Source organism: Stenotrophomonas sp. YJH_SMC_91 (assembly GCF_059368495.1).
The window spans coordinates 66,817-92,072 of record NZ_JCAFRT010000014.1 but is presented as its reverse complement, the minus strand read 5'-3'; the positions used below and the strand labels follow the sequence as shown (position 1 = coordinate 92,072).

Annotated in this window: 29 protein-coding genes, 1 tRNA gene and 1 riboswitch; of the genes, 12 read left to right on the top strand and 18 right to left on the bottom strand. The window is 66.5% G+C overall.

Translation table 11 applies throughout. The annotated features are described in order from the left end of the window. The first annotated feature begins 1 nt into the window (after nucleotide 1). Complete coding sequence (locus AC5P5X_RS16430; protein WP_059033941.1) at nucleotides 2–1,498, top strand: S10 family peptidase; 1,497 nt, start codon at nucleotides 2–4, stop codon at nucleotides 1,496–1,498. Nucleotides 1,499–1,864: 366 nt separating this feature from the next. Here AC5P5X_RS16430 and AC5P5X_RS16425 read toward each other — a convergent pair whose 3' ends face one another. Both AC5P5X_RS16425 and AC5P5X_RS16420 read right to left on the bottom strand, forming a co-directional pair. After that, on the bottom strand, nucleotides 1,865–2,986 hold the full coding sequence (locus AC5P5X_RS16425; RefSeq protein WP_005408993.1) for an inorganic phosphate transporter: 1,122 nt from the start codon (nucleotides 2,984–2,986) through the stop codon (nucleotides 1,865–1,867). Between the two features lie 13 nt (nucleotides 2,987–2,999). Next, nucleotides 3,000–3,626 carry a DUF47 domain-containing protein gene (locus AC5P5X_RS16420; protein ID WP_004152833.1) on the bottom strand — a complete coding sequence of 209 codons (627 nt, stop codon included), beginning with the start codon at nucleotides 3,624–3,626 and terminating at the stop codon, nucleotides 3,000–3,002. 292 nt (nucleotides 3,627–3,918) lie between these two features. Here AC5P5X_RS16420 and AC5P5X_RS16415 point away from each other — a divergent pair, with 292 nt between their 5' ends. After that, a complete protein-coding gene (locus AC5P5X_RS16415) occupies nucleotides 3,919–5,223 on the top strand; it encodes a hemolysin family protein (RefSeq protein ID WP_032966609.1) in 1,305 nt (434 codons plus the stop codon). Further along, a complete protein-coding gene (locus AC5P5X_RS16410; RefSeq protein WP_043034336.1) occupies nucleotides 5,207–5,866 on the top strand; it encodes an exopolysaccharide biosynthesis protein in 660 nt (219 codons plus the stop codon). Before AC5P5X_RS16415 ends, AC5P5X_RS16410 begins: the two co-directional genes overlap by 17 nt. Before the next feature lie 93 nt (nucleotides 5,867–5,959). Here AC5P5X_RS16410 and AC5P5X_RS16405 read toward each other — a convergent pair whose 3' ends face one another. From AC5P5X_RS16405 to AC5P5X_RS16390, 4 genes are all read right to left on the bottom strand, one after another. Then, nucleotides 5,960–6,457 carry a pyridoxamine 5'-phosphate oxidase family protein gene (locus AC5P5X_RS16405; RefSeq protein WP_005412916.1) on the bottom strand — a complete coding sequence of 166 codons (498 nt, stop codon included), beginning with the start codon at nucleotides 6,455–6,457 and terminating at the stop codon, nucleotides 5,960–5,962. A gap of 68 nt (nucleotides 6,458–6,525) precedes the next feature. Continuing rightward, nucleotides 6,526–7,521, bottom strand: a complete 996-nt coding sequence (locus AC5P5X_RS16400; protein WP_005408989.1) for an LLM class flavin-dependent oxidoreductase — start codon at nucleotides 7,519–7,521, stop codon at nucleotides 6,526–6,528. Between the two features lie 221 nt (nucleotides 7,522–7,742). Then, the gene (locus tag AC5P5X_RS16395) at nucleotides 7,743–8,510 is read right to left on the bottom strand and encodes a sulfurtransferase (RefSeq protein ID WP_088436460.1); all 768 of its coding nucleotides are present in this window, start codon (nucleotides 8,508–8,510) and stop codon (nucleotides 7,743–7,745) included. A 295-nt stretch (nucleotides 8,511–8,805) separates the two neighbouring features. Further along, nucleotides 8,806–9,171 (bottom strand): DUF6164 family protein, encoded by a 366-nt coding sequence (locus AC5P5X_RS16390; protein WP_005412913.1) that lies wholly within the window; start codon nucleotides 9,169–9,171, stop codon nucleotides 8,806–8,808. A 70-nt stretch (nucleotides 9,172–9,241) separates the two neighbouring features. Here AC5P5X_RS16390 and AC5P5X_RS16385 point away from each other — a divergent pair, with 70 nt between their 5' ends. Together AC5P5X_RS16385 and AC5P5X_RS16380 are read left to right on the top strand one after the other, a co-directional pair. Then, entirely contained in the window at nucleotides 9,242–9,676 is a 435-nt protein-coding gene (locus AC5P5X_RS16385; RefSeq protein WP_005408986.1) for an FKBP-type peptidyl-prolyl cis-trans isomerase, read from the top strand. After that, nucleotides 9,663–10,910, top strand: a complete 1,248-nt coding sequence (locus AC5P5X_RS16380; RefSeq protein ID WP_049459681.1) for a TIGR03862 family flavoprotein — start codon at nucleotides 9,663–9,665, stop codon at nucleotides 10,908–10,910. The genes AC5P5X_RS16385 and AC5P5X_RS16380 overlap by 14 nt, the downstream gene beginning before the upstream one ends. Nucleotides 10,911–10,963: 53 nt before the next feature. Here the strand turns inward: AC5P5X_RS16380 and AC5P5X_RS16375 are convergent, their stop codons facing one another. The 4 genes from AC5P5X_RS16375 to AC5P5X_RS16360 all read right to left on the bottom strand — a co-directional run bounded on the left by AC5P5X_RS16375 (nucleotide 10,964) and on the right by AC5P5X_RS16360 (nucleotide 15,066). Next, the gene (locus AC5P5X_RS16375) at nucleotides 10,964–11,425 is read right to left on the bottom strand and encodes a GNAT family N-acetyltransferase (protein WP_024956617.1); all 462 of its coding nucleotides are present in this window, start codon (nucleotides 11,423–11,425) and stop codon (nucleotides 10,964–10,966) included. Nucleotides 11,426–11,524: 99 nt separating this feature from the next. Continuing rightward, a complete protein-coding gene (locus AC5P5X_RS16370; RefSeq protein WP_005412910.1) occupies nucleotides 11,525–13,147 on the bottom strand; it encodes an FMN-binding glutamate synthase family protein in 1,623 nt (540 codons plus the stop codon). A 55-nt stretch (nucleotides 13,148–13,202) separates the two neighbouring features. Continuing rightward, the gene (locus AC5P5X_RS16365; RefSeq protein WP_005408982.1) at nucleotides 13,203–14,489 is read right to left on the bottom strand and encodes a nucleotide sugar dehydrogenase; all 1,287 of its coding nucleotides are present in this window, start codon (nucleotides 14,487–14,489) and stop codon (nucleotides 13,203–13,205) included. Nucleotides 14,490–14,631: 142 nt separating this feature from the next. Continuing rightward, nucleotides 14,632–15,066, bottom strand: coding sequence for a BLUF domain-containing protein (locus tag AC5P5X_RS16360; protein WP_005408981.1), 435 nt, complete (start codon nucleotides 15,064–15,066; stop codon nucleotides 14,632–14,634). A 128-nt stretch (nucleotides 15,067–15,194) separates the two neighbouring features. Between AC5P5X_RS16360 and AC5P5X_RS16355 the strand changes: the two genes are divergently transcribed. Beyond that, nucleotides 15,195–15,281, top strand: a tRNA-Leu gene (locus tag AC5P5X_RS16355). 23 nt (nucleotides 15,282–15,304) lie between these two features. Here the strand turns inward: AC5P5X_RS16355 and hemN are convergent. Both hemN and AC5P5X_RS16345 read right to left on the bottom strand, forming a co-directional pair. Continuing rightward, nucleotides 15,305–16,714 (bottom strand): oxygen-independent coproporphyrinogen III oxidase, encoded by a 1,410-nt coding sequence (gene hemN / locus AC5P5X_RS16350; protein ID WP_111189161.1) that lies wholly within the window; start codon nucleotides 16,712–16,714, stop codon nucleotides 15,305–15,307. A 44-nt stretch (nucleotides 16,715–16,758) separates the two neighbouring features. Beyond that, the gene (locus tag AC5P5X_RS16345; protein ID WP_049459683.1) at nucleotides 16,759–17,196 is read right to left on the bottom strand and encodes a group III truncated hemoglobin; all 438 of its coding nucleotides are present in this window, start codon (nucleotides 17,194–17,196) and stop codon (nucleotides 16,759–16,761) included. Nucleotides 17,197–17,374: 178 nt separating this feature from the next. Between AC5P5X_RS16345 and AC5P5X_RS16340 the strand changes: the two genes are divergently transcribed. Both AC5P5X_RS16340 and AC5P5X_RS16335 read left to right on the top strand, forming a co-directional pair. Beyond that, nucleotides 17,375–17,662 carry a hypothetical protein gene (locus AC5P5X_RS16340; RefSeq protein ID WP_005408925.1) on the top strand — a complete coding sequence of 96 codons (288 nt, stop codon included), beginning with the start codon at nucleotides 17,375–17,377 and terminating at the stop codon, nucleotides 17,660–17,662. Then, on the top strand, nucleotides 17,659–18,702 hold the full coding sequence (locus tag AC5P5X_RS16335; RefSeq protein ID WP_111189150.1) for a 4Fe-4S dicluster domain-containing protein: 1,044 nt from the start codon (nucleotides 17,659–17,661) through the stop codon (nucleotides 18,700–18,702). Before AC5P5X_RS16340 ends, AC5P5X_RS16335 begins: the two co-directional genes overlap by 4 nt. A gap of 1 nt (nucleotide 18,703) precedes the next feature. Here AC5P5X_RS16335 and AC5P5X_RS16330 read toward each other — a convergent pair whose 3' ends face one another. Together AC5P5X_RS16330 and AC5P5X_RS16325 are read right to left on the bottom strand one after the other, a co-directional pair. Then, a complete protein-coding gene (locus AC5P5X_RS16330; RefSeq protein WP_005408923.1) occupies nucleotides 18,704–18,940 on the bottom strand; it encodes a hypothetical protein in 237 nt (78 codons plus the stop codon). Nucleotides 18,941–19,292: 352 nt separating this feature from the next. Beyond that, nucleotides 19,293–19,502: a helix-turn-helix domain-containing protein gene (locus AC5P5X_RS16325; RefSeq protein WP_005408922.1), complete on the bottom strand. Its 210-nt coding sequence runs from the start codon at nucleotides 19,500–19,502 to the stop codon at nucleotides 19,293–19,295. 111 nt (nucleotides 19,503–19,613) lie between these two features. Between AC5P5X_RS16325 and AC5P5X_RS16320 the strand changes: the two genes are divergently transcribed. After that, complete coding sequence (locus AC5P5X_RS16320) at nucleotides 19,614–20,015, top strand: transcriptional regulator (protein ID WP_005408921.1); 402 nt, start codon at nucleotides 19,614–19,616, stop codon at nucleotides 20,013–20,015. Between the two features lie 22 nt (nucleotides 20,016–20,037). Then, nucleotides 20,038–20,101: riboswitch (Fluoride riboswitch) on the top strand. 82 nt (nucleotides 20,102–20,183) lie between these two features. Further along, nucleotides 20,184–20,576, top strand: coding sequence for a fluoride efflux transporter CrcB (gene crcB / locus AC5P5X_RS16315; RefSeq protein ID WP_005412844.1), 393 nt, complete (start codon nucleotides 20,184–20,186; stop codon nucleotides 20,574–20,576). Nucleotides 20,577–20,579: 3 nt separating this feature from the next. On the opposite strand, the gene AC5P5X_RS16310 is transcribed toward crcB, so the two are convergent. Next, on the bottom strand, nucleotides 20,580–21,413 hold the full coding sequence (locus AC5P5X_RS16310) for an AraC family transcriptional regulator (protein WP_005408919.1): 834 nt from the start codon (nucleotides 21,411–21,413) through the stop codon (nucleotides 20,580–20,582). A gap of 134 nt (nucleotides 21,414–21,547) precedes the next feature. On the opposite strand from AC5P5X_RS16310, the gene AC5P5X_RS16305 reads away from it, so the two are divergent. Then, nucleotides 21,548–22,042, top strand: coding sequence for a DUF6265 family protein (locus AC5P5X_RS16305; protein WP_049459696.1), 495 nt, complete (start codon nucleotides 21,548–21,550; stop codon nucleotides 22,040–22,042). Between the two features lie 58 nt (nucleotides 22,043–22,100). Here the strand turns inward: AC5P5X_RS16305 and AC5P5X_RS16300 are convergent, their stop codons facing one another. Both AC5P5X_RS16300 and AC5P5X_RS16295 read right to left on the bottom strand, forming a co-directional pair. Continuing rightward, entirely contained in the window at nucleotides 22,101–22,511 is a 411-nt protein-coding gene (locus tag AC5P5X_RS16300) for an SRPBCC family protein (RefSeq protein ID WP_005408917.1), read from the bottom strand. Nucleotides 22,512–22,531: 20 nt separating this feature from the next. Next, nucleotides 22,532–23,551 carry an aldo/keto reductase gene (locus tag AC5P5X_RS16295; protein ID WP_005412841.1) on the bottom strand — a complete coding sequence of 340 codons (1,020 nt, stop codon included), beginning with the start codon at nucleotides 23,549–23,551 and terminating at the stop codon, nucleotides 22,532–22,534. Between the two features lie 103 nt (nucleotides 23,552–23,654). Here AC5P5X_RS16295 and AC5P5X_RS16290 point away from each other — a divergent pair, with 103 nt between their 5' ends. Then, nucleotides 23,655–24,572 carry a LysR family transcriptional regulator gene (locus AC5P5X_RS16290; protein ID WP_049459686.1) on the top strand — a complete coding sequence of 306 codons (918 nt, stop codon included), beginning with the start codon at nucleotides 23,655–23,657 and terminating at the stop codon, nucleotides 24,570–24,572. Between the two features lie 10 nt (nucleotides 24,573–24,582). Here AC5P5X_RS16290 and AC5P5X_RS16285 read toward each other — a convergent pair whose 3' ends face one another. After that, nucleotides 24,583–25,101 carry a P-loop nucleotide/nucleoside kinase family protein gene (locus AC5P5X_RS16285; protein ID WP_049459687.1) on the bottom strand — a complete coding sequence of 173 codons (519 nt, stop codon included), beginning with the start codon at nucleotides 25,099–25,101 and terminating at the stop codon, nucleotides 24,583–24,585. Between the last annotated feature and the right edge of the window lie 155 nt (nucleotides 25,102–25,256).

Here is a 25,256-nt window from a genome sequence, read left to right as displayed (position 1 = left end):
CATGAAGTCCCTGCTGCACACTGCCGCGCTCTGCGTCGGCCTGCTCATCGCCCCCACCAGTGTGCTGGCCGCGCCCGCCGCTGACACCAAGCCCGATTCGAAAGACGACAGGACCGACGCGCCTGCGCTGCCTGCCGATGCGTCGGCGCGCCAGAGCATGCGCCTGGCCGGCCGCACCCTGGACTACACCGCCACCGTCGGCACCCTGCCGGTGCGCGATGAGAAGGGCAAGGTCATCGCCGATGTGGTGTTCACTGCGTACACGATGCCGGGCAAGGACCGGCCGGTGACGTTCGCGCTCAATGGCGGCCCCGGTGCCTCGTCGGTGTACCTCAACATGGGCGCGATCGGGCCCAAGGTGGTCACCTTCGGTTCGGAAGGCGACAGCGCCTCGGCGCCCGCGACCCTGCATGACAACCCGGGCACCTGGCTGGATTTCACCGACCTGGTATTCATCGATCCGGTCGGCACCGGTTTCAGCCGCGCGCGCATCGGCGATGACGAGGCGAAGAAGCAGCTGTACAACCCCGGCGCCGACATCGAGTACCTGTCGCGCTCGATCTACGACTGGCTGCTGCGCAACCAGCGCATGGCGTCACGCAAGTACCTGACCGGCGAAAGCTACGGCGGCTATCGCGGCCCGCGCATCACCCATTTCCTGCAGACCCGGCTGGGCGTGGCGATGAACGGCCTGGTACTGGTCTCGCCGTACCTGAGCCCGACGCTGGAAGACAACGCCGACGTCTCGCCGATGGCATGGATGCAGACGCTGCCGTCGATCGCCGCGGCGCACCTGGAGCGCCAGGGCAGGCTCACCGACGCGGCAATGCGCGAGGTGGTGGAGTACACCCGTGGCGATTACGCCACCGCGTTGATGAAGGGCCGCAGCGATCCGCAGGCGACCGAGGCGATGCTGCGCCGGGTGACCGAGCTGACCGGGCTTGACCCGCAGTTCGTGCGCCGTGCCGGTGGCCGTCTTGAAACCCAGGCCTACCTGCGCGAAGTATTCCGCGACAAGGGCACGCTGGGCAGCCGCTACGACTCCAATGTGACCGCGTTCGATCCATTCCCGAATGACCCGGAGCAGCGCGCCAATGATCCGCTGCTGGACAGCATCATTGCGCCGACCACCACGGCGATGGTCGACTTCGTGACGCGCGTGGTCGGCTGGAAGGTGGATGCGCGCTACCAGGCGCTGAACTACGACGTGAATCGTCTGTGGGACCGCAACGGCGAGCTGCGCCAGGGTGCGGTGACCCAGCTGCGCCAGGCGGTGGCGATCGATCCGCATCTGCAGGTGCTGATCGTGCATGGCTGGAACGACCTGTCGTGCCCGTTCATGGGCTCGATCCTGACGGTGGACCAGATGCCGGCGATGGGCAGCAACCCGGACCGGGTGCAGGTGCGGAGCTATCCGGGCGGGCACATGTTCTACAGCCGGACGGACAGCCAGGCGGCGTTCCGCAAGGATGTGCAGGCGCTGTTCCAGCGCAATTGAGGGGTTCGGCCGGGCCTGCGGCCCGGCACCCGCCGGATCAACGGCAACGGCAACGGCAAAAGCAGGGTTTCCGTGGGCTGGCGAGGTGGGGTGGGGTTGCTGGACACGCCGTAAACCCGTCCCTGGGGGCTCGATGGCGCCATCCATGGCGCCAACGGTCCTGCAACCCCACCCCACCCCGCCGCTGACAGGTTCCTGCTGCTGTTGGTGGGTGCCGACCGTTGGTCGGCACGGGATCGGATCCCTGTTTCTGCTCTGGTAGGTGTCGACCTTGGTCGACCCGATGTGTCCGGAAGAATTCTCTGCCCATGAAAAAAGCCCGCCGGATATCGGCGGGCTTTTTCGTTTGCAACCTTGGCGTGGCGATCAGGTCCAGCCGAACAGCTCGAACAGCTTCAGGATCAGGTACGCACAGCCGCCGGCTGCCGGGATGGTCAGGATCCAGGCCCAGACGATGCGTTCGATCACGCCGAACTTCAGCGAGCGCGGGTTCTTGGCGAAGCCGACGCCCATGATCGCGGTGGAGATGCTGTGCGTGGTCGAGACCGGCATGCCGAAGTGGGCGGCCAGGGTCAGGATGGTGGCCGAGCTGGTCTCCGCGGCGAAGCCGTGGATCGGGTGCAGCTTGACCATCTTGTGGCCCAGGGTCTTGATGATCTTCCAGCCGCCCGAAGCGGTACCGGCGGCCATCACCACCGCACAGGTCAGCACGATCCACATCGCGATGCCGTCACCGGCGTGGGCGTCCGGGTGCATGAAGGCCAGCCAGGACGGCAGGTCATCCAGTGCGCCGGTGGCCTCGGCACCGATCAGGGTCATGGCGATGATGCCCATGGTCTTCTGCGCATCGTTGTGGCCGTGGGCGAAGCCCATGTAGGCCGCCGAGGCGATCTGGGCCTTGCCGAAGAAGGCATTGACGATGCGGGGGCGGGCCAGGCGACCGATGGCGCCACCGATCCTGGCCAGGCCGGCGATCAGGCCCCACAGCAGCACCATCACCACGATGCCGAGCAGGAAACCGGCGATCGGCGAGGTGATCATCGGCACGAACACCTTCCACAGCAGGCCCTTGTTCTGCGCCCAGCTGCCCAGGCGCTCGGACCAGATCAGCGCGTCCCAGTTGTTGTGGGCGGCCGCCAGGCCGGCGCCGCAGAGGCCACCGATCAGCGCATGCGAGGATGAGGACGGCAGGCCCTTCCACCAGGTGATCAGGTTCCAGATGATGCCGCCCAGCAGCGCGCACAGGATCACCTGCGGGGTGACCTCGACCACGTTGGTGTTGAGCAGGCCCGAAGCGATGGTCAGCGCCACCGCGGTGCCGGTCAGCGCACCGATGAGGTTCATGAAGGCGGCCAGCATCACCGCCCAGCCGGGCGAGAGCACCTTGGTCGCGACCACGGTGGCAATGGAATTGGCGGTGTCGTGGAAGCCGTTGATGAACTCGAAGACGAGTGCGGCCAGGATCACCACCAGGACAAGGGTCAACATGCGGAGGCGTCCGTCAGCTGTTCTTCAACACGATCTGGTACGCAACCACGCCGGCCTCGCGGCAACGGTCGATGGCCTTTTCCAGGATCTCGAAGAATTCCTTCAGCAGGAACATCTGCAGGTTGTCCAGGCGGCCGGAATAGATGTCGCGGTACAGCTCGAGCATCAGGCGGTCGGCCTCGTTTTCCAGCGAGCGCAGCTTCTCGTTCAGCGCGGTCATCCGGTCCAGGTTCATGTGGCGCAGGTCGGCCACCATCTCCACCACCACGCCGGCGGCCTGTTCCAGCATCGCCGCGCGCGGCGCGAAGTCGATGTGCTCCAGGTGGGTCGTGGCCAGCGAATAGCGATCGGCGAACTTCTCGATCTGCTTGGGAATCTTGTACAGGGCCGAGCCCAGCGCTTCGATGTCTTCGCGCTCGATCGGGGTCATGAAGCTGTCCACCAGCGCCTGGCTGATCTTGTCCGAGGCCGCGCGCTCGCGCAGGCGGGCCAGCTTGAAGGCGTCCAGCGCGGGCTGGCGGTCGGCCTCGCGCAGCATGGAATGCAGCGCCTTGGCGGCGTCGGAGGCCGCGACGGCGGCCTCATCGAGCAGGGTGTAGAACTGTTTGCCGGAACCGAAAATGGTCTGCAGAGAGAACATTGAGAAACCTGTCAGCCGTCGCGGGAAGGACGGCACCAGACGGAATTATGACGGCTAGATGACCATCACGGGTATCCCCGCCCCCTTTCCGGGGCTCGGAACCCTGAACCTGAACAGGCGGTTGCCACCCTGCCATGCCCCTTTGCTAAGATGCCAGCGCGCCTTCGGGCGCATCCTATGGACGACGACCCTTATCCCCCAGCGCCGCGCCGGACCCCGTTCCTGAGCGCCTGCCGCCATCGCAAGCACCCGCCCTCCCTGCCACCAACCGGGGACGACGCCCGTGTTTGAAATGATCCTGATTGTCTTTGCGCTTGTTCTGCTGAACGGCTTCTTCGCCATGTCCGAGATGTCGGTCATGACCTCGCGCAAGAGCCGCCTGAAGCAGATGGCCGCCACCTCCAAGCGCGCGGCCAAGGCGCTGGAGCTGTCCGAGAAGCCGGAGAGCTTCCTGTCCACCGTGCAGATCGGCATCACCGTGATCGGCGTGCTGACCGGCTACCTCGGCGGTGAAGCGCTGGGCGAAGCCTTCGCCGGCTGGATCCAGGGCCTGATGCCGGGCTTCGCCTATGCCGGCAACATCGGTACCGCGCTGGCGGTCAGCCTGATCACCTTCATCACGCTGATCTTCGGCGAACTGGTGCCCAAGCGCCTGGCGCTGACCCGTTCGGAGGCCATTGCCGGCCTGGTCGCGATGCCGATGAGCTGGCTGGCCAAGCTCGCCCTGCCCTTCGTCTGGCTGCTGTCCAGAACCACCCAGCTGGTGCTGCGCCTGTTCGGCCTGGGCAAGGATGAAGTCGCCTCGGTGACCGAAGAAGAGATCCGCATGCTGGTCGCCGAAAGCCACGAGGCCGGCGTGATCGATGCCCACGAGCGCGACATGATGAACCGCGTCATGCGCCTGGGCGACCGCACCGCCGACAGCCTGATGACCCCGCGCAACCGCATCGCGTGGCTGGATACCCAGGCCGGGCTGGAGCGCAACCTGGAAATCATGGCCGAACACGAGTTCTCCCGGTACCCGGTGTACCGCGACAACGACATGGACGTGGTCGGCGTGCTCGAACTGAAATCGCTGGCCACGCGCATGGCGCGCGGTGACAACGCGCTGTTCCAGACCCTGCGCGAACCCCTGTACGTCTCCGAATCGACCCACGCGATGAAGCTGCTGGAAATCTTCCGCGAGGAACAGCAGTCGATGGCACTGGTGGTGGACGAGTACGGCGAGATCCAGGGCCTGGTGACCATCAGCGACCTGATGGGCGCGGTGGTCGGCCGCCTGCAGGCGGTGGAGAACGCCGACGAGGACGCGCTGGTGGTGACCCGCGAAGACGGCTCGCTGCTGGTGGACGGCTCGCTGCCGATCGAAGACGTGCGCGAACTGATCGGCAGCAACGACCTGCCCGACGCCGAGGACGGCGACTACTACACGCTGGCCGGCATGTGCATCCATTACTTCGGCCGCATTCCGCACGCAGGCGAGTACTTCGACTGGGCGGGCTGGCGCTTCGAAGTGGTTGACCTGGATGGTGCGCGCGTGGACAAGCTGCTGCTGCGCACGTTGTCCGACGAGCAGGCCGATGAGCTCACCGCCTGAGGCCGGCAAGGGTCCGGGCGACGAGCGCCCGGCCTACCGCAACGAGGGCATCCGTACCCTGCTGGAGATGTTCGCCTCTGGCGATCCCGCCGAGCACATGCCGCTGGGCCAGATCCTCGGCAACCTGCAGCAGAGCGCGTTCGGCGTGTTCCTGTTCGTGGCGATCCTGCCGTCGTTCATCCCGATCCCGGGCATGGGCGGCGCGGTCAGCGGCCCACTGGTGGTCCTGATCGGCCTGCAGATGCTGTTCTGCCTGCGCCGGCCCTGGCTGCCCGGCTTCATTGCCCGCCGCGGGCCGAAGCGCGGCACCATGCATCGTTTCCTGGACCGCATCGACCGCCCGCTGCGGCGCCTGGACAAGATGCTGAAACCCCGCCTGCCGCAACTGCTGACACCGCTGATGGCGCACGCCTTCACCGGCCTGCTGCTGGTGCTGCTGGGCCTGCTGCTGTCGTTGCCGATTCCCTTCACCAATTTCCTGTTCGGCTTCCAGCTGCTGCTGTTCTCGCTGGCGCTGCTGGAACGCGATGGCGCGCTGATGCTGTTCAACTGGATCGCCGCCGTGGCAGCGATCGCGTTCTTCGGTTTCAGTTCGGGGCAGCTGGTGGGTTATACGGTGGAGCTGTTCCAGCGCTGGTTCTGATCCGGAATCCGGTAGAGCCGGCCGCTGGCCGGCTGCCACGTTTCCCAGGTTTGCCGGCCAGCGGCCGGCACTACCCATACCGGACATCGGTCATCACCGAAGATCGATGAAACCGTTGTCGGCCAGCGCCGCCGGTTCGTCCTGCACCGCCGACAGCACGAACGTCAACGCCTTGCCCAGCAGCGTGCCCGGACCGTCCCAGTACTCGGCACTGTCGGCGCGCACATGGATCAGGCGAAGGTTGGGGTCATCCTTGCCACCGGGGAAGAACAGCTTCATCGCCGGTGACCACAGCTCCTCGATCTTCGCGCGATCGTCGACCACGCGTGCCCGCCCCGCCACCGACACATAGGTGTTCTTCGAGGGCGAGGCATACGCCACGTTGACCCGCGGGTCGAGCGCGATCTCGGCCACCTTGGGGCTGTCGCCGGTGATCACGAACCAAAGGTCACCGTCGAAGGCGACCTGCTGGGTGGCCAACGGCCGGCTGTAGAGGCGGCCATCGACGCCGGTGGTGGTGAACATCGCCACCTCCACGTCCTTGATCAGTTCGGCCAGCTGGGCGATGTGTTCGGCACGGGTGTCGGCCATGTGGGGGCTCCTTCGATATGAGCCCCCATCAGACGCGGTTTGGCCGCAATGGGCCGTGACGCAATTGTTCAGCCCGCGTGGCGGGCGTGCCAGGCCTGCATGGTCAGTTCGAACGAGCGCAGGCGCGCGCGGTGGTCGTACAGGTTGGCGGTGAGCATCAGCTCGTCGGGCTTGTGCCGTTCGACGAACGCGGCGATGCCCTCCGCCACCTGCTGCGGATCGCCCAGCACGGTGCAGGCCAGCGCCCGCTCCACGCCCAGTTTTTCGTGCGGCTCCCAGAAGGACTCGATGTCGTCGATCGGTGCCGGAATCTTGCCCGGTCGGCCGCGACGCAGGTTCACGAAACTCTGCTGCTGGCTGGTGAACAGGCGCCGCGATTCGGTTTCGCTGTCGCTGGCAACGACGTTCAGGGCCAGCATCGCGTGCGGCTGCTTCAGCGTGGCCGAGGGGCGGAACTCGCGCCGGTATACAGCAACGGCTTCATCCATCGCGTCGGGTGCGAAGTGCGAGGCGAACGCATACGGCAGGCCCATCGAGGCGGCCATGCGCGCACCGAACAGGCTCGAACCGAGGATCCAGGTCGGCACCCGCAGGCCGCCACCCGGAACCGCCTGCACCGCCTGCCCGGGTTGTACCGGCTCGAAGTAATGCAGCAGCTCGCGCACGTCCTGCGGGAACTGGTCGGCGCTGTCGAAGTAGCGGCGCAGCGCGCGCGCGGTCGGCTGGTCGGTACCGGGTGCACGGCCCAGGCCGAGGTCGATGCGGTCCGGATACAGCGAAGCCAGCGTGCCGAACTGCTCGGCCACCTGCAGCGGGGCATGGTTGGGCAGCATGATGCCGCCGGCACCGACGCGGATGCGCTTTGTGCCACCCGCCACGTGGCCGATCAGCACGGCGGTGGCCGCGCTGGCGATGCCCGGCATGTTGTGGTGTTCGGCCAACCAGTAGCGGCGGTAGCCCAGCGCATCGGCGTGCTGGGCCAGTTCCAGCATGTTGGCGAAAGCGGCGGTGGTGTCACTGCCCTCGCAGACCGGGGCCAGGTCAAGGATCGACAACGGGATCATCAGGCGTTTTTCCGTCACAGGATCCCCCATGCATGGGGTCGGCCAGGCGCCGCGGCCAGTGACGGTGGCGGGATGCTGATTCCCGTGTGGCGGGTTCAGGGCTGACCGGGCCGATCCGGGGTGTCCTGATGCGCCAAGCGCGATTGATAGTGCCGGCCGCTGGCCGGCATACAGGTAGATGGCTTCGCAGCCGGCCAGCGGCCGGCTCTACCGCGGAAGCGTCAGAACGCGCTGGGGCGCGGCTCCGGCAGCGGCTGGTCGACCATCGGCTTCAGCTCGGCATCCAGCGCCACGCGCTCATCGAACACGAAGCAGCGGCCTTCGTAGCCTTCGCCGCCCACCTCCTCGAAGTAGCCGAGGATGCCACCGTCCAGCTGCAGCACGTTGTCCATGCCGTCGTTGACCATCCACAGCGCCGCCTTCTCGCAGCGGATGCCGCCGGTGCAGAAACTGACCACGGTGCTGTCTTTCAGCGCCTCGCGGTGCGGCGCCAGCGCCTCGGGCAGGTCGGTGAACTTGTGAATCGGCAGCACCAGCGCATCCTTGAAGGTGCCGTACTCCACTTCCTGCAGGTTGCGGGTATCGAGCATCACCACCGGCTTGCCGGCGTCGTCATGCCCCTGCCGCAACCAGCGTTGCACCGTGGCCGGATCGACCGCCGGCGCGCGCGGATAGTCCAGCGGCTGACCGTCGTCACGGCGGAAGCTGATGATCTCGTCCTTCACCTTGGCCTTCAGCCGCGCGAACGGCTGATGTTCACTGAAGCTGGTCTTGACCCGCATATCGGCAAACCGCGCGTCAGAACGCAGCGCCGTGTAGAAACCCTCGACCGCCTCCGGCGCACCCGCCAGGAACAGGTTCAGCCCCTCGCCCGCCACCAGGATCGTGCCCCGCAACTGCGCCGCCTCGGCACGCGCCAGCAACTGGTCGCACAGGGCCTGGGGAGCGTCGATGACGGCGAAATGATAGGCAGCGGTATTGGCGATCATCCGGGCATTTTAGCGCCTCCCGCCCCTCCGGGCAGATTCAGGGGTCAGAGCCCTCTGCGCAGCAGAGGGACCCGACCCCAAGCCCGGCAAACAACCGGAATCTGTCATGGGTGGGGCGGTGTGGGCAGGCGGGGGCGCAGAGCGCCATGGATGGCGCTCTACGAGGCACGCAGGAGCAGCTTTTGCCGTCCCCCGCCTGTCCACACCGCCCCGCCCTCCCACTGAAGCCCGGCTTTTGACGTTGCTGTTGCCGTTGCGTCTGCGGGTGCCGGGTGCAACCCGGCCAGAAGCCCCATTACCCCCGCAACAGCACGAACGGCAGCAGCACCAGCGCCGCCGCACCGGCCATCCCCAGCAGCACCAGCACCACGTAGACCGGCCGCCGCCGGAACAGGCTGCCGAAGGTCTCCGCCGTGCCATCACGCAATGCCTGCTCACGCTCGGCACGGATGCGCGGCCCGCGTTCGGCCTGGTATTCCGCCATCAGCGCCTTCGCTCGTGGATGATCAGCGTCCTCGCGCAGCCACAGGCCACCATTGGAGATGCCCCAGGGGCTGGGTTCGGTGCGATACCAGGCGATGTCGTGCTGGTCGAGCAGCGTGCAGACATCGGCATATTCGTCGTCGCCGACATTGCGCAGATTGAGCAGGAGTTTTGCCATGCCCCCATGATACCCGGCGCCGATGCGCTACCCTTGCCGCCCTCGCCCTGCGCCCTTCCGGAGACGCCCGATGCGCCGCCTGCTGCTTCCCCTGCTGCTGTCCCTCGCCGCCGCTGGCTGCACAACCGAACCGTCCGGCCCACCGCCCGGCGGCACCCTGACCACCTTCGAGCGCATCGATACCGTGCCCGGCACCGGCACCGAAGCCGTTGCCGGCAGCAAGGTCACCGTGCACTACACCGGCTGGATCTACGACAACCGCACCGAAACCAAGCACGGCAAGACCTTCGACAGCTCCTTCAAGCACGGCGAACCGTTCACCTTCGCACTCGGCGCCGGCCAGGTCATCCGCGGCTGGGATGAGGGCGTGGCCGGCATGAAGGTCGGCGGCAAGCGCACCCTGATGATCCCGCCGGATTACGGCTACGGCGACCGCCGGGTTGGCCCGATTCCGGCCGGCTCGTCGCTGGTGTTCGATGTCGAGCTGCTCGATGTCAAACCGTAATGCCGCACCGCTTCCGCGGGTCGCCGTCATCGGCGGCGGCCCGGCCGGCCTGTTCGCCGCCGAGCGCCTGCGCGCCGCCGGTCTGGAGGTGGACCTGTACGAGGCCAAAGGTTCGCCCGGCCGCAAGTTCCTGATCGCCGGCAAGGGCGGGCTCAACCTTACCCATTCCGATCCGCGTCCGCTGTTCGACAGCCGCTACCGCGAGCAGTCCACGACCGTGGGCCGCTGGCTGGATGGCTTCGATGCGCAGGCATTGCGCGACTGGGCCGGCGGTTTTGGCGTGGAGACCTATGTGGGCAGCTCCGGCCGCGTGTTCCCGGTCGACCGCAAGGCCGCGCCGCTGCTGCGTGGCTGGGTGCGCCGGCTGAAGGAACAGGGCGTGCGCCTGCATGCCAACCACCGTTGGATCGGCTGGAGCAACGACGGCGCGCTGCGCTTCGCCACCGAAGCCGGCGAGATCGATGTCCACGCCGATGCCACCGTGTTGGCGATGGGCGGCGGCAGCTGGCCGCAGCTGGGCAGCGACGGCGCCTGGGTTGCCCCGCTGCAGGCCCGTGGCGTGGACATCACGCCACTGCAGTCAGCCAACTGCGGCTTCGACGTGGACTGGACCCCGTTCTTCGCCCAGCGCAATGCCGGTGCACCGCTGAAGCCGGTGGTCGCGCACTGGATCGACCTGGCCGGACAGCCACAGTCGCTGCAGGGCGAATGCGTGGCCAGCGAGTACGGCATCGAAGGCAGCCTGATCTATGCGTTGGCGGCGGACCTGCGCGAGACCATCAACCGCGATGGCCACGCGATGCTGTGGCTGGATCTGGTGCCGGGCCGCGACGAGGCGCGCCTGCTGGCCGATCTGTCACGCCCGCGCAAGGGCCGCAGCTTCGGCGAGCACCTGCGTCGCCAGGCGGGCCTTGATGCGGTGAAGGCCGCACTGGTGTTCGAGATTCTGGGTAAGGAAGCCGGCAACGACCTGCCTGCCGTGGCGGCTACGCTCAAGCGCCTGCCGCTGCGCCTGCTGCGTCCCCGGCCGATGGCCGAGGTGATCAGCACCGCCGGCGGCGTGCGCCTGGATGCGCTGGATGATGGCCTGATGCTGCGGGCCGTGCCCGGCGTGTTCTGCGCCGGCGAGATGCTGGACTGGGAGGCGCCGACAGGTGGCTACCTGTTGACCGCGTGCTACGCCAGTGGCCTGCGTGCCGCCGAGGGCGTAATCAGGTGGCTGGCCGGGCGGTGACGCCTGCATTGTAGAGTCGAGCCATCCTCGACTGCCTTACAGTCCCCGGGCGCTCACCATGGCCTGCGCATGCTCACCGAAGCCAGCGCCACGCCGCTGGGATGCGGATAGACCTCTTCGCGCACGCTGATGAATCCCTGCCGTTGGTAGAACGGCACCGCGTTGAGCGAGGCCGACAGCACCACCTCACGCTCACGATCGGCCATTGCCAGCAGGCGCTGCATCAGCGCCTGGCCGATTCCCTGGCCGCCACGATCAGGATCAACGAACAACGCGTCGACTTCATTGGCATCGGCATCGAACACACCGAAGCCAAGAAGGCCGCCCTGCCCATCCTCGGCCACCACGCAGCCGCCCTGCCCCAGCAACCGCGCGTACTGCGACGGCGGCGGCGAGGCCGACCAGGGCGCAATCACTTCGGGCGGATAATGGCTGCTGCAGGTCTCGCGCACGCAACGCGTGCGCAACGCCCACAGCGTGGCCACGTCATCCGTGGTGCCGATCCGGAACCGCATGGCATCTCCTTGCAGCGTCGAGCCATGCTCGACGGTTCTTCGTTCCAACATCGCGATGAGAGAAGCAGCCGAGCATGGGCTCGGTTCTACAGCAACACGTTATCGCGACTTGCTGGCCCGCAGCGCCTGGATCTTCGGCGGCGGCTGGAAGGAATCGCTGCGCGCATCGGCCCAGAACGCATGGAACACGGCGTGGTCCGGCACCTTGTGCAGCAGCTCGCCCGGTTCCAGGTAGCGGTACAGCGAGGCCAGCGAACGGATCTCAACAGGCGAAACCCGACGCAGGATATGCTCCGGGCCCAGTTCCGCCGGGTCGTTCAGGCCCGCGGCACACAGCAGTTCCTTCAAGGCATGCAGCGTGTGCTCGTGGTAGCTGTACACACGGGTGGCCTTGTCCGGTGCATCCAGATGCTTCCAGCGCGCCGGGTCCTGGGTCGCGATGCCGGTGGGGCACTTGTCGGTATGGCAGCTCAACGACTGGATGCAGCCCAGCGCGAACATGAAGCCGCGGCCGGCATTGCACCAGTCGGCACCCAGCGCGATGGTGCGCGCAATGTCGAACGCACTGGTGATCTTGCCGGCTGCACCGATGCGGATGCGCTCGCGCAGATCGAGGCCGACCAGGGTGTTGTGCACCAGCAGCAGCGCTTCGTGCATCGGCACGCCGACATGGTCGACGAACTCGGCTGGCGCCGCGCCTGTGCCCCCTTCGGCACCGTCCACCACGATGAAATCCGGCAGCAACCCGGTTTCCTGCATCGCCTTGGCAATGCCGAACCACTCCCACGGGTGGCCGATCGCCAGCTTGAAACCGACCGGCTTGCCACCGGACAGCTCGCGCAGGCGGGCGACGAACTGCAGCAGCTCGACCGGTGTCGAGAACGCCGAGTGACGCGACGGCGACACGCAGTCCACGCCCATCGGCACGCCACGGGTCACCGAGATCTCGGCAGTCACCTTCGGCGCTGGCAGCACGCCGCCATGACCCGGCTTGGCACCCTGCGACAGCTTGATCTCGATCATCCTGACCTGGTCATGGGTGGCATTGGCAACGAAGCGTTCCTCGCTGAAACCACCCTTCTCGTCGCGGCAACCGAAGTAGCCCGAGCCGATTTCCCAGACCAGATCGCCGCCCATCTCACGGTGATAGGGCGAGATCGAACCTTCGCCGGTGTCGTGGTAGAAACCACCACGCCGTGCGCCTTCGTTCAGTGCGCGGATGGCATTGGCCGACAGTGAACCGAAGCTCATCGCCGAGATGTTGAACACGCTGGCCGAATAGGGCTTGGCACAGTTCGGACCGATCAGCACGCGGAAGTCATGCTTGGCGATGGCAGTCGGCGCCAGTGAATGGTTGATCCATTCGTAGTCCACCGCATAGGTGCTGCGCAGGGTGCCGAACGGTACCGTGTCCATCTCGTTCTTGGCGCGCTGGTAGATCAGTGCACGTTGCTGGCGCGAGAACGGCACGTCCTCCAGGTCACTCTGCACGAAGTACTGGCGGATCTCCGGGCCGATCGATTCCAGCCCGTAGCGGAAGTGCGCCATCACCGGATAGTTGCGGCGCAGCGTGCTGCGCTTCTGCAGCAGGTCCCAGGTCCCCAATGCCACCATCGCGGCAGTCAGGCCGACGCCCCAGTACCAGGCCGGCCAGATCGTGGCCAGCCACAGGCATATCGGGAACATCAGGATGGCGAGCAGGTAGACGATGTACCGGTGCATGGCTTTCCTCGGTTGCAACTGTTCCCGAGTCTACCGCGCCGCTCGCTGCCAAGGCTTACAAACGATCGTCAACCACGTTGCGCGGCCAGGCCGATTTGACGTCGTAGACCAGGCCGCCTGGCGCCAGCAGCGCCCGGATTGCGTCTTCATCCATTGCCTTGAAACGGGCGTGGGCCACCGCCAGTACCACCGCGTCATAGCGCCCCGCCCCGGGCTCGGCCAGCCAATCCAGGCCCTCGCCGGTCAATGCCGCCGGGCCGACCCACGGGTCGCTCACCTCCACCTGCGCCCCCGCATCGCGCAGGCGCTGGGCCAGTTCCAGCGCGCGGCTGTTGCGCAGGTCCGGGCAATCCTCCTTGAAGGTCACGCCCAGCACCAGGATGCGTGCCTCCGCCGGTGCACGGCCACGCTCGGCCAGCATCGCCAGCACGCGCGCCGCCACGTGCTCGCCGACGCGGTTGTTGACCTGCCGCGCGGTGTGGATCAGGTCCGGGTGGTAGCCCACGCTTTCGGACTTGTGCAGCAGATAGTACGGATCGACGCCGATGCAGTGACCGCCAACCAGGCCTGGCCGGAACGGCAGGAAATTCCACTTGCTGCCAGCGGCGTCCAGTACGTCCTGGGTATCAATGCCGAGCCGGTCGAAGATCAGCGCCAGCTCGTTGACCAGCGCGATGTTGACGTCGCGCTGGATGTTCTCGACCACCTTGGCTGCTTCGGCCACGCGCATCGACGGCGCCGGGAACGTACCGGCGTCGATGATGCGCTGGTAGAGACCATCGATCACCGCAGCGACTTCCGGGGTCGAACCAGACGTGATCTTGCGGATGTCGGCCAGGCGCCGCTGGCGGTCACCGGGACTGACCCGTTCCGGGCTGTAGCCGCAATAGAAGTCTTCGTTGAAGCCCAGGCCCGAACCCTGTTCCAGCAGCGGCACGCACACTTCCTCGGTGGTGCCGGGGTACACCGTGGACTCGTAGATCACCAGATCGCCGGCGCGAAGATGACTGGCAATCAGCCGTGTCGCCGAACGCAGGGGCTCCAGGTCGGGCTGCTCGTATGCATCGATCGGGGTCGGCACGGTGACGATATAGACGTTGCAGGCATCGAGCAGCGAAGGATCGCTGCCGTACTGCAGATGCGTGGCTTCGGCCAGCTCGTCGGCCTCCATCTCCAGCGTGTGATCGCGGCCACCGCGCAGCTCCGCGATGCGGCCGGCATCGATGTCAAAGCCCAGTGTCGGCCAGTGCCGGCCAAACGCCACCGCCAATGGCAGGCCGACGTAACCCAGGCCGATCACGGCGAAACGCGGCGTCACCGCCGCCGCAACGGGCACGCTCATCGGCATGTCCCGTGCACCGGGTGAAACCGGATGCGTGCCGCCATGGCTTGGGCCAACCCACTCATTCGCTGTACCACTCCGGAAAACCCGCACCAGAAAGGCTACAGCCTACCGGCCCCGGTACCCCGCCGCCAAGGCGGGCTCAGGAACCCAGCGCGACCGCAGCGGGTTCCAGCTCGCCGTCGGCACCGGTCCAGGCCTGCAGCAGGCGCTCGAAACCACCGCTGCCAAGCAGGAAACCCGGCCACGCCGCGTCAACGATCTGGGTCAGCAGGTCCGCATCGATCCGCCGCGTCCCCATCGACCAGCGCGGGAACGCACGCTGCACCACCGGCGCGCGGCACAACAGCCTCATCTGCGCGTGGCTGCGTGCATTGAAGATGCGCTGGAACACCGAATCGATGCCATCTTCGGGGCCTTCCAGATACTGCAGGAAGCGGCTGCCGTCGAACATCAGGACACCGGTGACACCGGCTACACGATTGAATGCCGTGGCGTCGGCCAGCAGGCGATCAAGATCGGTTGTCCGCAGATCGGCGCGGGCCTCACTGGCATAGGCAATCGCGTGCAGCGACATCGGGTGGCTCCCCCCCTGGGAACGGTGGCTGGGACTATGACATGAACAGGGATAACAGTTAAGCACGTCGCTCCCGCGCAATCCGGCTGCAGCGACACGGGTAGGCTACAATCGGCGCCGCGCTGCAGGCCCGGATGGCGAAACTGGTAGACGCATCGGACTTAAAATCCGCCGGGGGCAACCCCATGCCGGTTCGATTCCGGCTCCGGGCACCACACGCATGCAGCACATCCCGCTTTCAGATCGCCCGCGAGTAACGTGGCTGCTCATGTGCGGCACGCAGATACGGGTCGAAGCACATTGCCAGCAACCGCAGCAACGGTCGCCCGGGTTCGCTCGCACGCACCACGCCATCGCGGTACTCGGCCAGGCCATCTTCCTGCAGCCGCTGTACCGAACGCAGGTCCTCGGCGAAGTACTGCTGGAAATCCACGCCGTGGCGCTGCCCCAGCACCGCACCATCCACCTCGCCCTGGCACATCAGCTGCTGGATCAGCTCCGCGCGCAGCTGGTCGTCGGCACTCAGCGCGACACCGCGCCAGACCGGCAACTGCCCCTGGTCCACCGCGTCCTCCCAGGACGCCAGGTCACGTGGATTCTGGCTGTAGGTGGCGCCGATATGGCTGATCGCACTTACGCCCAGGCCGAGCAGATCGGTATCGGCGTGGGTGGTGTAACCCATGAAGTTGCGATGCAGCTGGCCAGCACGCTGCGCGCGTGACAGATCCTCTTCCGGCAATGCGAAATGATCCATGCCGATGTACTGGTAGCCAGCCGCGGAGAGCTTCTCCACCGCCAGGCCCAGCAGCGCCAGCTTGTCTTCCGGCGACGGCAACCGGCTTTCGTCGATCTGCTTCTGCGCCCGGAAAAGATGCGGCAGGTGCGCGTAGCCATACACCGCCAGGCGGTCCGGGCGCAGCGCCAGCAGCCGTTCGAGGGTGCGGCCGAATCCTTCCAGACTCTGCCCGGGCAGGCCGTAGATCAGGTCGACGTTGACCGAACGCATGCCGCTGTCGCGGCAGGCGCGCAGGATGTCCAGTGTCTGCTGCACGCCCTGTATGCGGTTGATCGATTCCTGCACCTGCGGGTCGAAATCCTGCACGCCCAGGCTGGCCCGGTTGAAGCCCAGGCGCGCCAGCATGGCGACGTCACGGGTGTCGATGAAGCGTGGATCGAGTTCGATCGAGAAATCGCGCTGCGGTGAATCGCTGAAATCGAAGCGCCGGCGCAACCCTTCCACCAGTGTGGTCATCGCCTCGGCATCGAGGAAGTTCGGCGTACCACCGCCCAGATGCAGCTGGATGACCTCGCGACCGTCCTCGAACTGTGGTGCCAGCAGATCGGCCTCGGCCAGCACGCGCGACACATAGCTGTGGCCACGGCCGCGATCGCGGGTGATCACCCGGTTGCAGCCGCAGTAGAAGCACGGGCTGGAACAGAACGGCACATGCACATACAGCGACAGCGCGCGGGCCAGCTGGTTGCTGTCGGCGATCGCCTGGCGCAGCGCCGGCGCGTCGAACCCATCATGGAAATTCGGCGCGGTCGGGTACGAGGTGTAGCGCGGGCCCGGCCGGTCGTGCCGGCGCAGAAGGTCGGGGTCGAAGGTCCAGGCCAGGCCACCAGCGGCGGGAGAGAACGTGTCCATGGCGCCAGCATCGCGCCGGGCGGCCTGCGCCGCCTTGACCCAGATCAATCCTTGGCGGGCATCGCCAGCACCGGCAGGCCGACCTGCGGCCATCGCAGCATCTGGTAGCGCTTCCAGAAGGTGTCACCGATGCGCGCGGCCACGTCGTTGGCCAGCTCCTGCATCGGCGGGTTGTTGCATTCGGCGGTGGTGATCCGGAACAGCACCAGCCAGCGGTCGAACAGATCCTTGTCCAGCTCGATGGCCATGTGCTTGGACATCGGCGAACCCTTGAAGCGCCGGGTGCCGCGCAGCATCGCCGACCAGAAGTCGACCAGTTGGGCCAGATGCTCCGGCCAGTCGTGGACGTGGGCCTCGAACACCGGCCCCAATCGCTCCTCCCCGCGCACGCGGGCGTAGAAGTCGTGGACCAGGCGGGTCACTTCCTGCTCGGTGCACAGCTCGGGCGAGGCGACAGGAAGGACAGGCGGCGTTGCGTTCATCGGGGTACCCAAAGCGTGCCGGCAGTGTGCCGCAGCCGGCCGGCACCACCGTTGATCCAGATCAATGTCGGCGCAGTCCGCTGCACCTAGGCTGGCACGCTTGCAGGAAGCATGCCCTGCGGATGCCGCGCCAACCCAGGCGAGTATACGCGCCGCCCACTTTTCGATCCGGGACAGCATGAACAGACCCTCTCCCAACCGTCGCCAGCAGTTGATCCAGCAATGGGGCGCGATCCTCTGGCCCAGCTTCATCGCTGCCGGCCTGGCCAGCGTGGTGTTCTTCGCCTTCGTCGACCCGCTGCGGTTGCAGGCCATCAGTTTCCCGGGCACGCAGATCAGCCGTGAAATGGGCTACACGGCAGGCTTCTTCATGTTCTGGACGGTGACGGCGCTGTCCAGCGCGATCACCTGGTACCTGCAGCGACCGATGCCCAGCGGCGACGACGACGAGTTGCCGCTGGGATGAGTACGACCTGCACACCGAGACCACGGCACTGGCGCGGCACGCTCAGCGCCGCCTTGCTGGTGCTGTTCTACGCATTGCCATGGCTGCACTGGGACGGCCGCCAGGCCTTGCTGCTGGATATCAACGCCCGCCGCTTCGATCTGTTCGGCTGGACGCTGTGGCCGGGAGACGTCGGGGTGCTGGTCGGCCTGCTGGCGGTGCTCGCGGTGGGGCTGGCACTGCTCACCCACCTCGCCGGGCGCATCTGGTGCGGCCACGCCTGCCCGCAGACACTGTGGCGCCGTGCCTTCGACTGGATCGCCGACGGCATGGCCCGCACGCTTCCGGCACGCGTTGCGCGCACGGCCACACAGCTGGCCTGGGGGCTGCTCTCGCTGTGGACCGGCATCACCTTCGTGGGCCTGTTCAGTCCGATCGCCGAGCTGGTGATCGCAGCGCCGCGTGCCGGCTGGAGCGGCTGGGAAACGTTCTGGGTGCTGTTCTATGCCGCCGCCACCTGGGCAAACGCCGGCTTCCTGCGCGAGCAGGTCTGCCGTTCGCTGTGCCCGTTCGCACGCATGCAGCCGCTGCTGACCGATCCACATACGCCGCGCATGCTGTACGACGCCCGCCGCGGCGAGCCACGTGGGCCTCGCCCATCCGGCCTGGGCGGCGTGCTGGGCCGCGGCCGCGGCCTGCTCGACCCGACCACTGCACAGGACTACGTGTTCCGCGCCGCGCATCCGCTGCTGGCCGGACCGATGCCGACCTTCAGCGCCGACCGTCTTGGCGACTGCACCGATTGCGCGGCCTGCATCAGCGCCTGCCCGATGCAGCTGGACATCCGCCAGGGGCCGCAGGCCGACTGCCTGGCCTGCGGCGCCTGTCTGGAGGCCTGCGCACAGCAACAGCACCGGGCCGGGTTCGGTCCGGGGCTGGTGCGCTACTGCAGTCCGCAGGCGATGGCCGGACAACCGAAGCGCTGGTGGCGCCCCCGGACCCTGGCCCTGCTGTCTTTGCTGCTGGCGCTGCTTGCCTGCGGCGCCTGGCGCCTGCTCTGAATCAACGCGGCCCGTCGGCGTGCGGTGGTACCAGCTGCGCGCGTCGGACAATGCCCAGCTGCTCGATGATCAGCGCCATTTCGTTGGTGAACTCGGTACGCTCGGTCCCCTGCGGGACGAGCCGGTCCAGCACCTGCTGGTAGGTATCCCAGAACGCCGGACCGCATCCGTGTTTGTGATAGCTGGCTTCCAGTTCGCGGCGTACCCGTTCAGCCAAGCCATGCATGCCGTATTCCATACGACCTCCGTTGGACTTGTTCTGCATCGTTGACGGTCTACCGACTCACTTGCGTGCTACTGAAAGACTCCCAGGCTTCACGCCCGGTTGATCCAAATTAGTCACAGATTTCACGACAGGTCAATTACACGCAGCGACTTTCGCGATTGAAATTATTAATCGTTCACGAAACCACATACGGGACCCCGCCCCTCCCGGATGGGGTGAAGCCGACAACGCGCCCCAGCCACCTGTCCGGCAGCCGGTAGGCGTCGACAATAGGTACTGCCAAAACGATCAGTTTTTCCTATTTTGCTAAGTGTACTTAACAGAATGCGCTTAGCACGCTAAATGCGACAAAAGGCGGCGTAATTCAGGCGGATTCGACTTCGGCGGCGCCCGTTGCGGGGAACAGGTTCGGGTAACGCTGATGCAGGATGTACTGCCGCAGAGCGGGGATCGGGAAGTCTTTCGGCCATTGCGATACTGCGGAACGGCTGATGCCGAAGAAGCGCGCCAGCTCCGCATCGGTCTGGAACCCCAGCCGCGTGCGCACCTGCCGCTTGTTCCAGAATTCGGTCATGGTCTGCCCTTTTGTTAACCAGACTTATTCTTGCGGCAAGGATTCTTCGCATTCCACGCGTTAAGCTGGCTTGCATAGATGAATACTCTCGGCCAACGACTCGCCGCCGCCATGAAGAAAGCCGGGCACCCCCGCCCGGCCGATCTGGCCCGCGCCGCCAAATCCACCACGGCAACCATCAGCAACTGGCTCAACGACCATGTCAGTGCGTCCCATGTGAAAGCCGAGCAGCTGTTCCGCATCGCCGATGCGGCCAAGCTGGACGCACGCGAGCTGCTGTATGGAGTGAACGGGCGCGGCGTCGGGGAGCCGGGTAACGCCTACATTCCCAGCCAGGCCCACCTTGACGTCTGGCAGGACGCCTACGAGCTGGTCAGTCACCTGGTGGCCGAGAATGGCCTGGAAATCGACCACCGCCGCCACGCGGCGCTGGACCTGCTCGCGTTCGAACTGCTGATGGATGGCTTCAGCCGCAGCAAGGTGGCCCGCGTGCTGACGACCTCGATGACGTGAATGCACCGCCGCTGGTAGCATGGACCGCGATGGGGATGGGGCTCCCCCGATAACCGCCTGACAAGGCTGATGGCTCCTGCCAGGACGAACCCGGTGTTCGTCGACGGCAGGTCTTGCCTGCCCTCGGCGTTCGCCATTGACCCTGCGAACCCGCATTCGAGGCACGCCATGCAAGCATTGAACAACTATTTCCTGGTCTTCGTCGGCGGCGGCATCGGTGCCTGCCTGCGCCACGCCTGCAACCTGATCGGCGCCCGAGTGGCCGTCGGCAGCCCCTGGCCGTGGTCGACCTTCCTGATCAACATCAGTGGCGCCCTGCTGATGGGCGTGGTGGTCGAGGTCTTCGCGATGCGCAATGGTGCCTCGCCGCAGCTTCGCCTGTTGCTCGCCACCGGCATCCTTGGTGGCTACACCACGTTCTCTACCTATGCGCTGGAGATCGGCCTGCTGCTGCAGCGCGGGCAGCACGGACTGGCCGCGCTGTATGCCGGTGGCTCGGTGGCGCTGGGCCTGGCCGGCCTGTTCGGTGGCATGAAGCTGGCCCGGCTGGTGCTGGGCTGAGGCTCAGGCCGCGCCAGCACGCGCCTGTCCGCGCCATTCGCGTGGTGACTGCCCCGTGTGCGCCTTGAACGCGCGCGAGAGTGCCGCCTCGCTGCCATAGCCCACCTCGTCGGCAATCCGCTTCAGCGGCCGGCCCTGGCGCAGCGCCTGCTGTGCCAACCCGACCCGCCAGCCTTGCAGGTACTGGCCCGGGGTGGTCCCCATCGCTTCGCGGAAGCTGGCGGCGAACACGCTGCGTGACATGCCGGCCACCTCGGCCAGATCCTCCAGCGTCCACCCCTGCGCCGGGGCTTCGTGCATCGCCACCAGCGCCAGCCGCAATCGCGGGTGGCCAAGCCCAGCGAACAGACCGCCGCGCATTTCGCCACCTTCCATCAGCTGGCGCAGCACCTGGATCATCACCACCTCGAACAGGCGGTTGACCATCGCCGCGCGCCCGCAACGCTGCTCGAACGCTTCTTCGAACAACAACTCCAGCGCTGCGTTGCCGCCATACAGCCCAGCCAGCGGCAGGCAGATGAAATCCGGCAACGCGGCGCTGATCGGATTGAGCCGGCCGCCTTCGAAATGCAGGTTCGCGCAGGCCATGTCGGCGCCCTGCTGTGGGTCGGTACTGAAGCGGTGCGGCATCGGCCGCGGATACAGCAGCAGGCTGGGCACATCCACCTGTACGGTCTGCTGGGCATGACTGACCTGCAGCGGGCCACGTCGCACCAGGTGCAGCTGCCCGGCTTCATCCTCACCCTCCAGCGTGTTGATGCCGCACAGCGCACCGGCATGGAACACCGAGGCGGTGACCGCGAAGCGTTCAAGCAGAATGGCGAGACGGTCGACCATGACGGGACTCCGGGTCAAGCGAGACAAGCTCAATGTGACAGATCGTATCGGAATCGGCACTGGAAAGGACGGCACTGGCCGCATGATCTGGCGGGCGCTATACAGGCCGCACATTCCCGCGCATGGAGGCACCGATGTCACTCCGCATCGCCCTGGCCCTGTTGCCGCTGCTGCTCGCGGCCCCGCACGCGCTATCCGCCTCACCCTCGAAGATCGAACACCTGGCCTGGCTGGCCGGTTGCTGGCAGCTTGATGGGCAGCCACCCGGTGCCGGCGAGCAATGGACCAGCCTGGCTGGAAACACCCTGTTCGGCAGCAGCCGCAGCCTGCGCGACGGGCGAACCGTCGGCTTCGAGTTCATGCAACTGCGCCAGCACGATGATGGGCGCCTGGTGCTGACTGCCCTGCCCTCTGGCCAGAACGCCACGGACTTCATCGCCACCCGGGTCGATGCCAACGAGGCGGTCTTCGAGAATCCTGCCAACGACTTCCCACAACGTATCCACTACCGGCGCCTCGACGACCAGCGCGCACATGCGCGCATCGAGATCGCGCAGGACAATCCGAAGCAGGCAATGGACTTTCCCATGCATCGCGTCGCTTGCGGTGGACCGACGCCCGCACCCTGACACGCAGACGCCCCGGGCCGGCCGGGGCGCCTGCATGCGGTCAACGCCACACGGGCATTCACCCGGCCAGCGTGGTTTCCAGGGCCTTCAGGCCATCGCGATAGATGCCCTCGAACAGCGCGGACGCTTCTTCGTTGCTGACGCCCACCGGAGTGAACTCACCGGACCAGTCGATCCGCGAACCGTCGCCCTGCTCGACCACACGCAGGGTGGATCGATAGCCGCTGACCGGGAACGGGGCCTGCAGGATCGAGTAGGTGTAGCTGCGATCGGCCTGGTCGAAGGCTTCCAGGCGCTCGACGATGGCATCGCCATCGGGATTGGCCAGATGGCGCACGCGACCGCCTTCGCTGAGCGTGCTCTGGGGAATGTACGGAAGCCAGTCGGGCAATGAATCGAAGCCGCCGATGAGGTTCCAGACCTGGTCGGCCGGGGTCGGCACGGTGATGGATACAGAAGCAGTTGCCATGGGAATGTCTCCTTCGGGACTCAGATGTTGTCGATCGGCAGCGGGGCGTTGGCCGCGACCAGGCCCTGGGCGCGCAGCGCCTGCCAGAACCCGGCCGGGATGATTTCCTTCAGTGCGGCGTAGTCTTCGGCGATGCGCTCGGGACGGCTGGCGCCCGGAATCACCGCAGCCACTGCCGGGTTGGCCAGCGAGAACTGCAACGCGGCCGCCTTGATGCTGATGCCGTACTCGGCCGCGATGGCCTTGATGCGCTCGACCTTGGCCAGGATCTCCGGCGACGCCTTCTGGTACTCGAAGTGGCTGCCACCGGCCAGCACGCCGGAGCTGTACGGACCGCCGACCACGACGCCGGTGTTGCGCTCGGCCGCCTTGGGCATCACCCGCTGCAGCGCACGCTCGTGGTCGAGCAGCGAGTAGCGGCCTGCCAGCAGGAAGCCATCCGGACGGGCTTCGTCCAGGTCCAGGGTCAGCTCGATCGGCTCGACACGGTTGACGCCCAGGCCCCAGGCCTTGATCACGCCCTCCTCGCGCAGGCGGGTCAGCACCTTGAAGGCACCGCGGCGTGCGGTCTCGAAGTACGACAGCCACTCATCGCCATAGAAGTCCTGTGCGATGTCGTGCACCCAGACGATATCCAGGCGATCGGTCTTCAGGCGCTTGAGGCTGTCGTCGATCGAACGCAGGGTGGCATCGGCCGAGTAGTCGTTGACCAGCTTGTTGGGGCGGCCGGCGACGAACAGGCCGCCCTTCTCGCCAAGGTCGCGGGCGCTGGTGTCTTCCACTTCGTCCAGGATCAGGCGGCCGACCTTGGTGCTGAGCACGAAGTCATCGCGGTTGCGCTTGGCCAGCGCGTCGCCAAGGCGGATCTCGGCCAGGCCTGCGCCATAGAACGGGGCGGTATCGAAGTAGCGGGTGCCCTGTTCCCAGGCCGCGTCCACCGTGGCCTGGGCCTCGGCTTCCGGGATGTCACGGAACATGTTGCCCAGCGGCGCGGTACCGAAGCCGAGGGTCTTGCCAGCCAGCAGCGTGTTGATGCTCATGGATTCCCCCTTGGGGAGGTTGTTGAAGTTGAGGCACAGGCTAGGCTTGCCCGATAAGACTGTCCAAGACATAATTTAATTATCTTGAGTCCTACAAGGTCTTATGCTCGACCTCCGCCAACTGCGCTACTTCGTGGCCGTCGCCGAAGATGAACACGTCGGCCGCGCTGCCGAGCGCCTTCACATCTCCCAATCCCCGCTCAGCCGGCAGATCGCCCAGCTGGAGGAACGGCTGGAACTGCAGCTGTTCGAACGCTCGCAGCAGCGCATCCGGCTGACCGCCGATGGCCGTACCTTCCTGGCCGAGGCGCGGGCCCTGCTGACCCATGCCAACCGGCTGGAATCGCTGGCACGCCGGCTCGGCCGCGGCGACGAAGGCGGCCTGTGCATCGGCTATCTGGAGTACGCGATGCACTCCGGCGTATTGCCCACCGCCCTGCGCGAACTGCGCGGCGATCGCCCGGCGGTGCATATCGCGCTCTACAACCAGCAGTCGGACGTGCAGCTGGAAGGCCTGCGACAACGCAGCCTGGACATCGCCCTGGTCTGCGAACCACCGGCGTTCGACGATCCGGACCTGGAGGCCACGCAGGTGCTGAACGACCCAATGCTGCTGGCCGTGCCGGCAGCGCACGCACTGGCCAGCGCAGAACTCATCACGCCCGCGGATCTGGCCAGCCAGCAGTGGATCGGCGTGATGCACAGGGAAAACGCACTGCGCCACGACACCTTCATCGCCGCGTGTGCGAAAGCCGGGTTCACCCCGACCATCGCCATGGAAGCGACCGAGCCACTGGCCGCGCTTGGCCTGGTGGCCGCCGGCCTGGGCCTGACCACCGTCCAGCAGAGCCTGGATCACCAGGCGCCGGACGGCGTGGTGCTGCGCGAGCTGCCGTGGTTCAGCTACCGCACACCGCTGTGGGCGGCCTGGCACCGCATCAACCTGCGCCCCCTGGTCGAGACCTTCCGCAGGACGCTCGTGCGCACCGCCACCGAAGGCAAGCCGGCATTCGGCGACTGAGCCGACCGCGCTATGCCGGGCCTGCCTCGGTGTAGCGCATCACCATGAAACCCTCTTCTGCGGCCGGTGCAACGAAGTGGCGGGTGATCTGCTTGAATTCCTCATCGCTGGCCTGGAAGGGATGCTCGCCGCATGCATTGCGTGCACGCAGCCGCGCCTTGCAGACCTCGTCGGCGATATCGAGGAAGTGCAGTTGATGCGCGGCGCCCACTGGCGAGAACACCTCACGTGCCCACCCGCGGGTGGCGGGCGTGTTGAAGGGGAAATCGAGCACCACCGAGACGCCGGCCCGCAGCAGCGTACGCAGATGATCGGTCAGCACGCTGCGCAGCGTGGCTGCGCGCTGCAGATAATCGGCGACGGAGTGGATTTCGCCCGGGTGCAGCGTGGCCAACCAGGCATCTTCGCTGATCAATACGTGGCGAGGCTTGGCCGCCAGCTGTTGCGACAACGTCGATTTTCCTGCGCCGATCTTGCCGCACAGCAGGTGCAGGGTTGCGCCGCCATCGGCGGATGAAGGGTGTTGCATCTGCGATCTCCTCGGTGGATTCCAGTTCCCGGGAGAGCGCTGCATGCAATCCGCCTTCCCGGGCGGGTTGCAGGGCCGTGACGACCGCGCGCTACCCCGCCTTCCCGTGGGGAATGCGGATAATCAACGCGGTGACGTGCGGGACCATGTCGCCA

What these genes read in the sequence shown, in the direction of transcription:
- AC5P5X_RS16430 (WP_059033941.1), top strand. Translation starts at nt 2, where the DNA reads ATGAAGTCCCTGCTGCACACTGCCGCGCTCTGCGTCGGCCTGCTCATC.
- AC5P5X_RS16425 (WP_005408993.1), bottom strand. Translation starts at nt 2,986, where the DNA reads ATGTTGACCCTTGTCCTGGTGGTGATCCTGGCCGCACTCGTCTTCGAG.
- AC5P5X_RS16420 (WP_004152833.1), bottom strand. Translation starts at nt 3,626, where the DNA reads ATGTTCTCTCTGCAGACCATTTTCGGTTCCGGCAAACAGTTCTACACC.
- AC5P5X_RS16415 (WP_032966609.1), top strand. Translation starts at nt 3,919, where the DNA reads ATGATCCTGATTGTCTTTGCGCTTGTTCTGCTGAACGGCTTCTTCGCC.
- AC5P5X_RS16410 (WP_043034336.1), top strand. Translation starts at nt 5,207, where the DNA reads ATGAGCTCACCGCCTGAGGCCGGCAAGGGTCCGGGCGACGAGCGCCCG.
- AC5P5X_RS16405 (WP_005412916.1), bottom strand. Translation starts at nt 6,457, where the DNA reads ATGGCCGACACCCGTGCCGAACACATCGCCCAGCTGGCCGAACTGATC.
- AC5P5X_RS16400 (WP_005408989.1), bottom strand. Translation starts at nt 7,521, where the DNA reads ATGATCCCGTTGTCGATCCTTGACCTGGCCCCGGTCTGCGAGGGCAGT.
- AC5P5X_RS16395 (WP_088436460.1), bottom strand. Translation starts at nt 8,510, where the DNA reads ATGATCGCCAATACCGCTGCCTATCATTTCGCCGTCATCGACGCTCCC.
- AC5P5X_RS16390 (WP_005412913.1), bottom strand. Translation starts at nt 9,171, where the DNA reads ATGGCAAAACTCCTGCTCAATCTGCGCAATGTCGGCGACGACGAATAT.
- AC5P5X_RS16385 (WP_005408986.1), top strand. Translation starts at nt 9,242, where the DNA reads ATGCGCCGCCTGCTGCTTCCCCTGCTGCTGTCCCTCGCCGCCGCTGGC.
- AC5P5X_RS16380 (WP_049459681.1), top strand. Translation starts at nt 9,663, where the DNA reads ATGTCAAACCGTAATGCCGCACCGCTTCCGCGGGTCGCCGTCATCGGC.
- AC5P5X_RS16375 (WP_024956617.1), bottom strand. Translation starts at nt 11,425, where the DNA reads ATGCGGTTCCGGATCGGCACCACGGATGACGTGGCCACGCTGTGGGCG.
- AC5P5X_RS16370 (WP_005412910.1), bottom strand. Translation starts at nt 13,147, where the DNA reads ATGCACCGGTACATCGTCTACCTGCTCGCCATCCTGATGTTCCCGATA.
- AC5P5X_RS16365 (WP_005408982.1), bottom strand. Translation starts at nt 14,489, where the DNA reads ATGAGCGTGCCCGTTGCGGCGGCGGTGACGCCGCGTTTCGCCGTGATC.
- AC5P5X_RS16360 (WP_005408981.1), bottom strand. Translation starts at nt 15,066, where the DNA reads ATGTCGCTGCACGCGATTGCCTATGCCAGTGAGGCCCGCGCCGATCTG.
- hemN (WP_111189161.1), bottom strand. Translation starts at nt 16,714, where the DNA reads ATGGACACGTTCTCTCCCGCCGCTGGTGGCCTGGCCTGGACCTTCGAC.
- AC5P5X_RS16345 (WP_049459683.1), bottom strand. Translation starts at nt 17,196, where the DNA reads ATGAACGCAACGCCGCCTGTCCTTCCTGTCGCCTCGCCCGAGCTGTGC.
- AC5P5X_RS16340 (WP_005408925.1), top strand. Translation starts at nt 17,375, where the DNA reads ATGAACAGACCCTCTCCCAACCGTCGCCAGCAGTTGATCCAGCAATGG.
- AC5P5X_RS16335 (WP_111189150.1), top strand. Translation starts at nt 17,659, where the DNA reads ATGAGTACGACCTGCACACCGAGACCACGGCACTGGCGCGGCACGCTC.
- AC5P5X_RS16330 (WP_005408923.1), bottom strand. Translation starts at nt 18,940, where the DNA reads ATGGAATACGGCATGCATGGCTTGGCTGAACGGGTACGCCGCGAACTG.
- AC5P5X_RS16325 (WP_005408922.1), bottom strand. Translation starts at nt 19,502, where the DNA reads ATGACCGAATTCTGGAACAAGCGGCAGGTGCGCACGCGGCTGGGGTTC.
- AC5P5X_RS16320 (WP_005408921.1), top strand. Translation starts at nt 19,614, where the DNA reads ATGAAGAAAGCCGGGCACCCCCGCCCGGCCGATCTGGCCCGCGCCGCC.
- crcB (WP_005412844.1), top strand. Translation starts at nt 20,184, where the DNA reads ATGCAAGCATTGAACAACTATTTCCTGGTCTTCGTCGGCGGCGGCATC.
- AC5P5X_RS16310 (WP_005408919.1), bottom strand. Translation starts at nt 21,413, where the DNA reads ATGGTCGACCGTCTCGCCATTCTGCTTGAACGCTTCGCGGTCACCGCC.
- AC5P5X_RS16305 (WP_049459696.1), top strand. Translation starts at nt 21,548, where the DNA reads ATGTCACTCCGCATCGCCCTGGCCCTGTTGCCGCTGCTGCTCGCGGCC.
- AC5P5X_RS16300 (WP_005408917.1), bottom strand. Translation starts at nt 22,511, where the DNA reads ATGGCAACTGCTTCTGTATCCATCACCGTGCCGACCCCGGCCGACCAG.
- AC5P5X_RS16295 (WP_005412841.1), bottom strand. Translation starts at nt 23,551, where the DNA reads ATGAGCATCAACACGCTGCTGGCTGGCAAGACCCTCGGCTTCGGTACC.
- AC5P5X_RS16290 (WP_049459686.1), top strand. Translation starts at nt 23,655, where the DNA reads ATGCTCGACCTCCGCCAACTGCGCTACTTCGTGGCCGTCGCCGAAGAT.
- AC5P5X_RS16285 (WP_049459687.1), bottom strand. Translation starts at nt 25,101, where the DNA reads ATGCAACACCCTTCATCCGCCGATGGCGGCGCAACCCTGCACCTGCTG.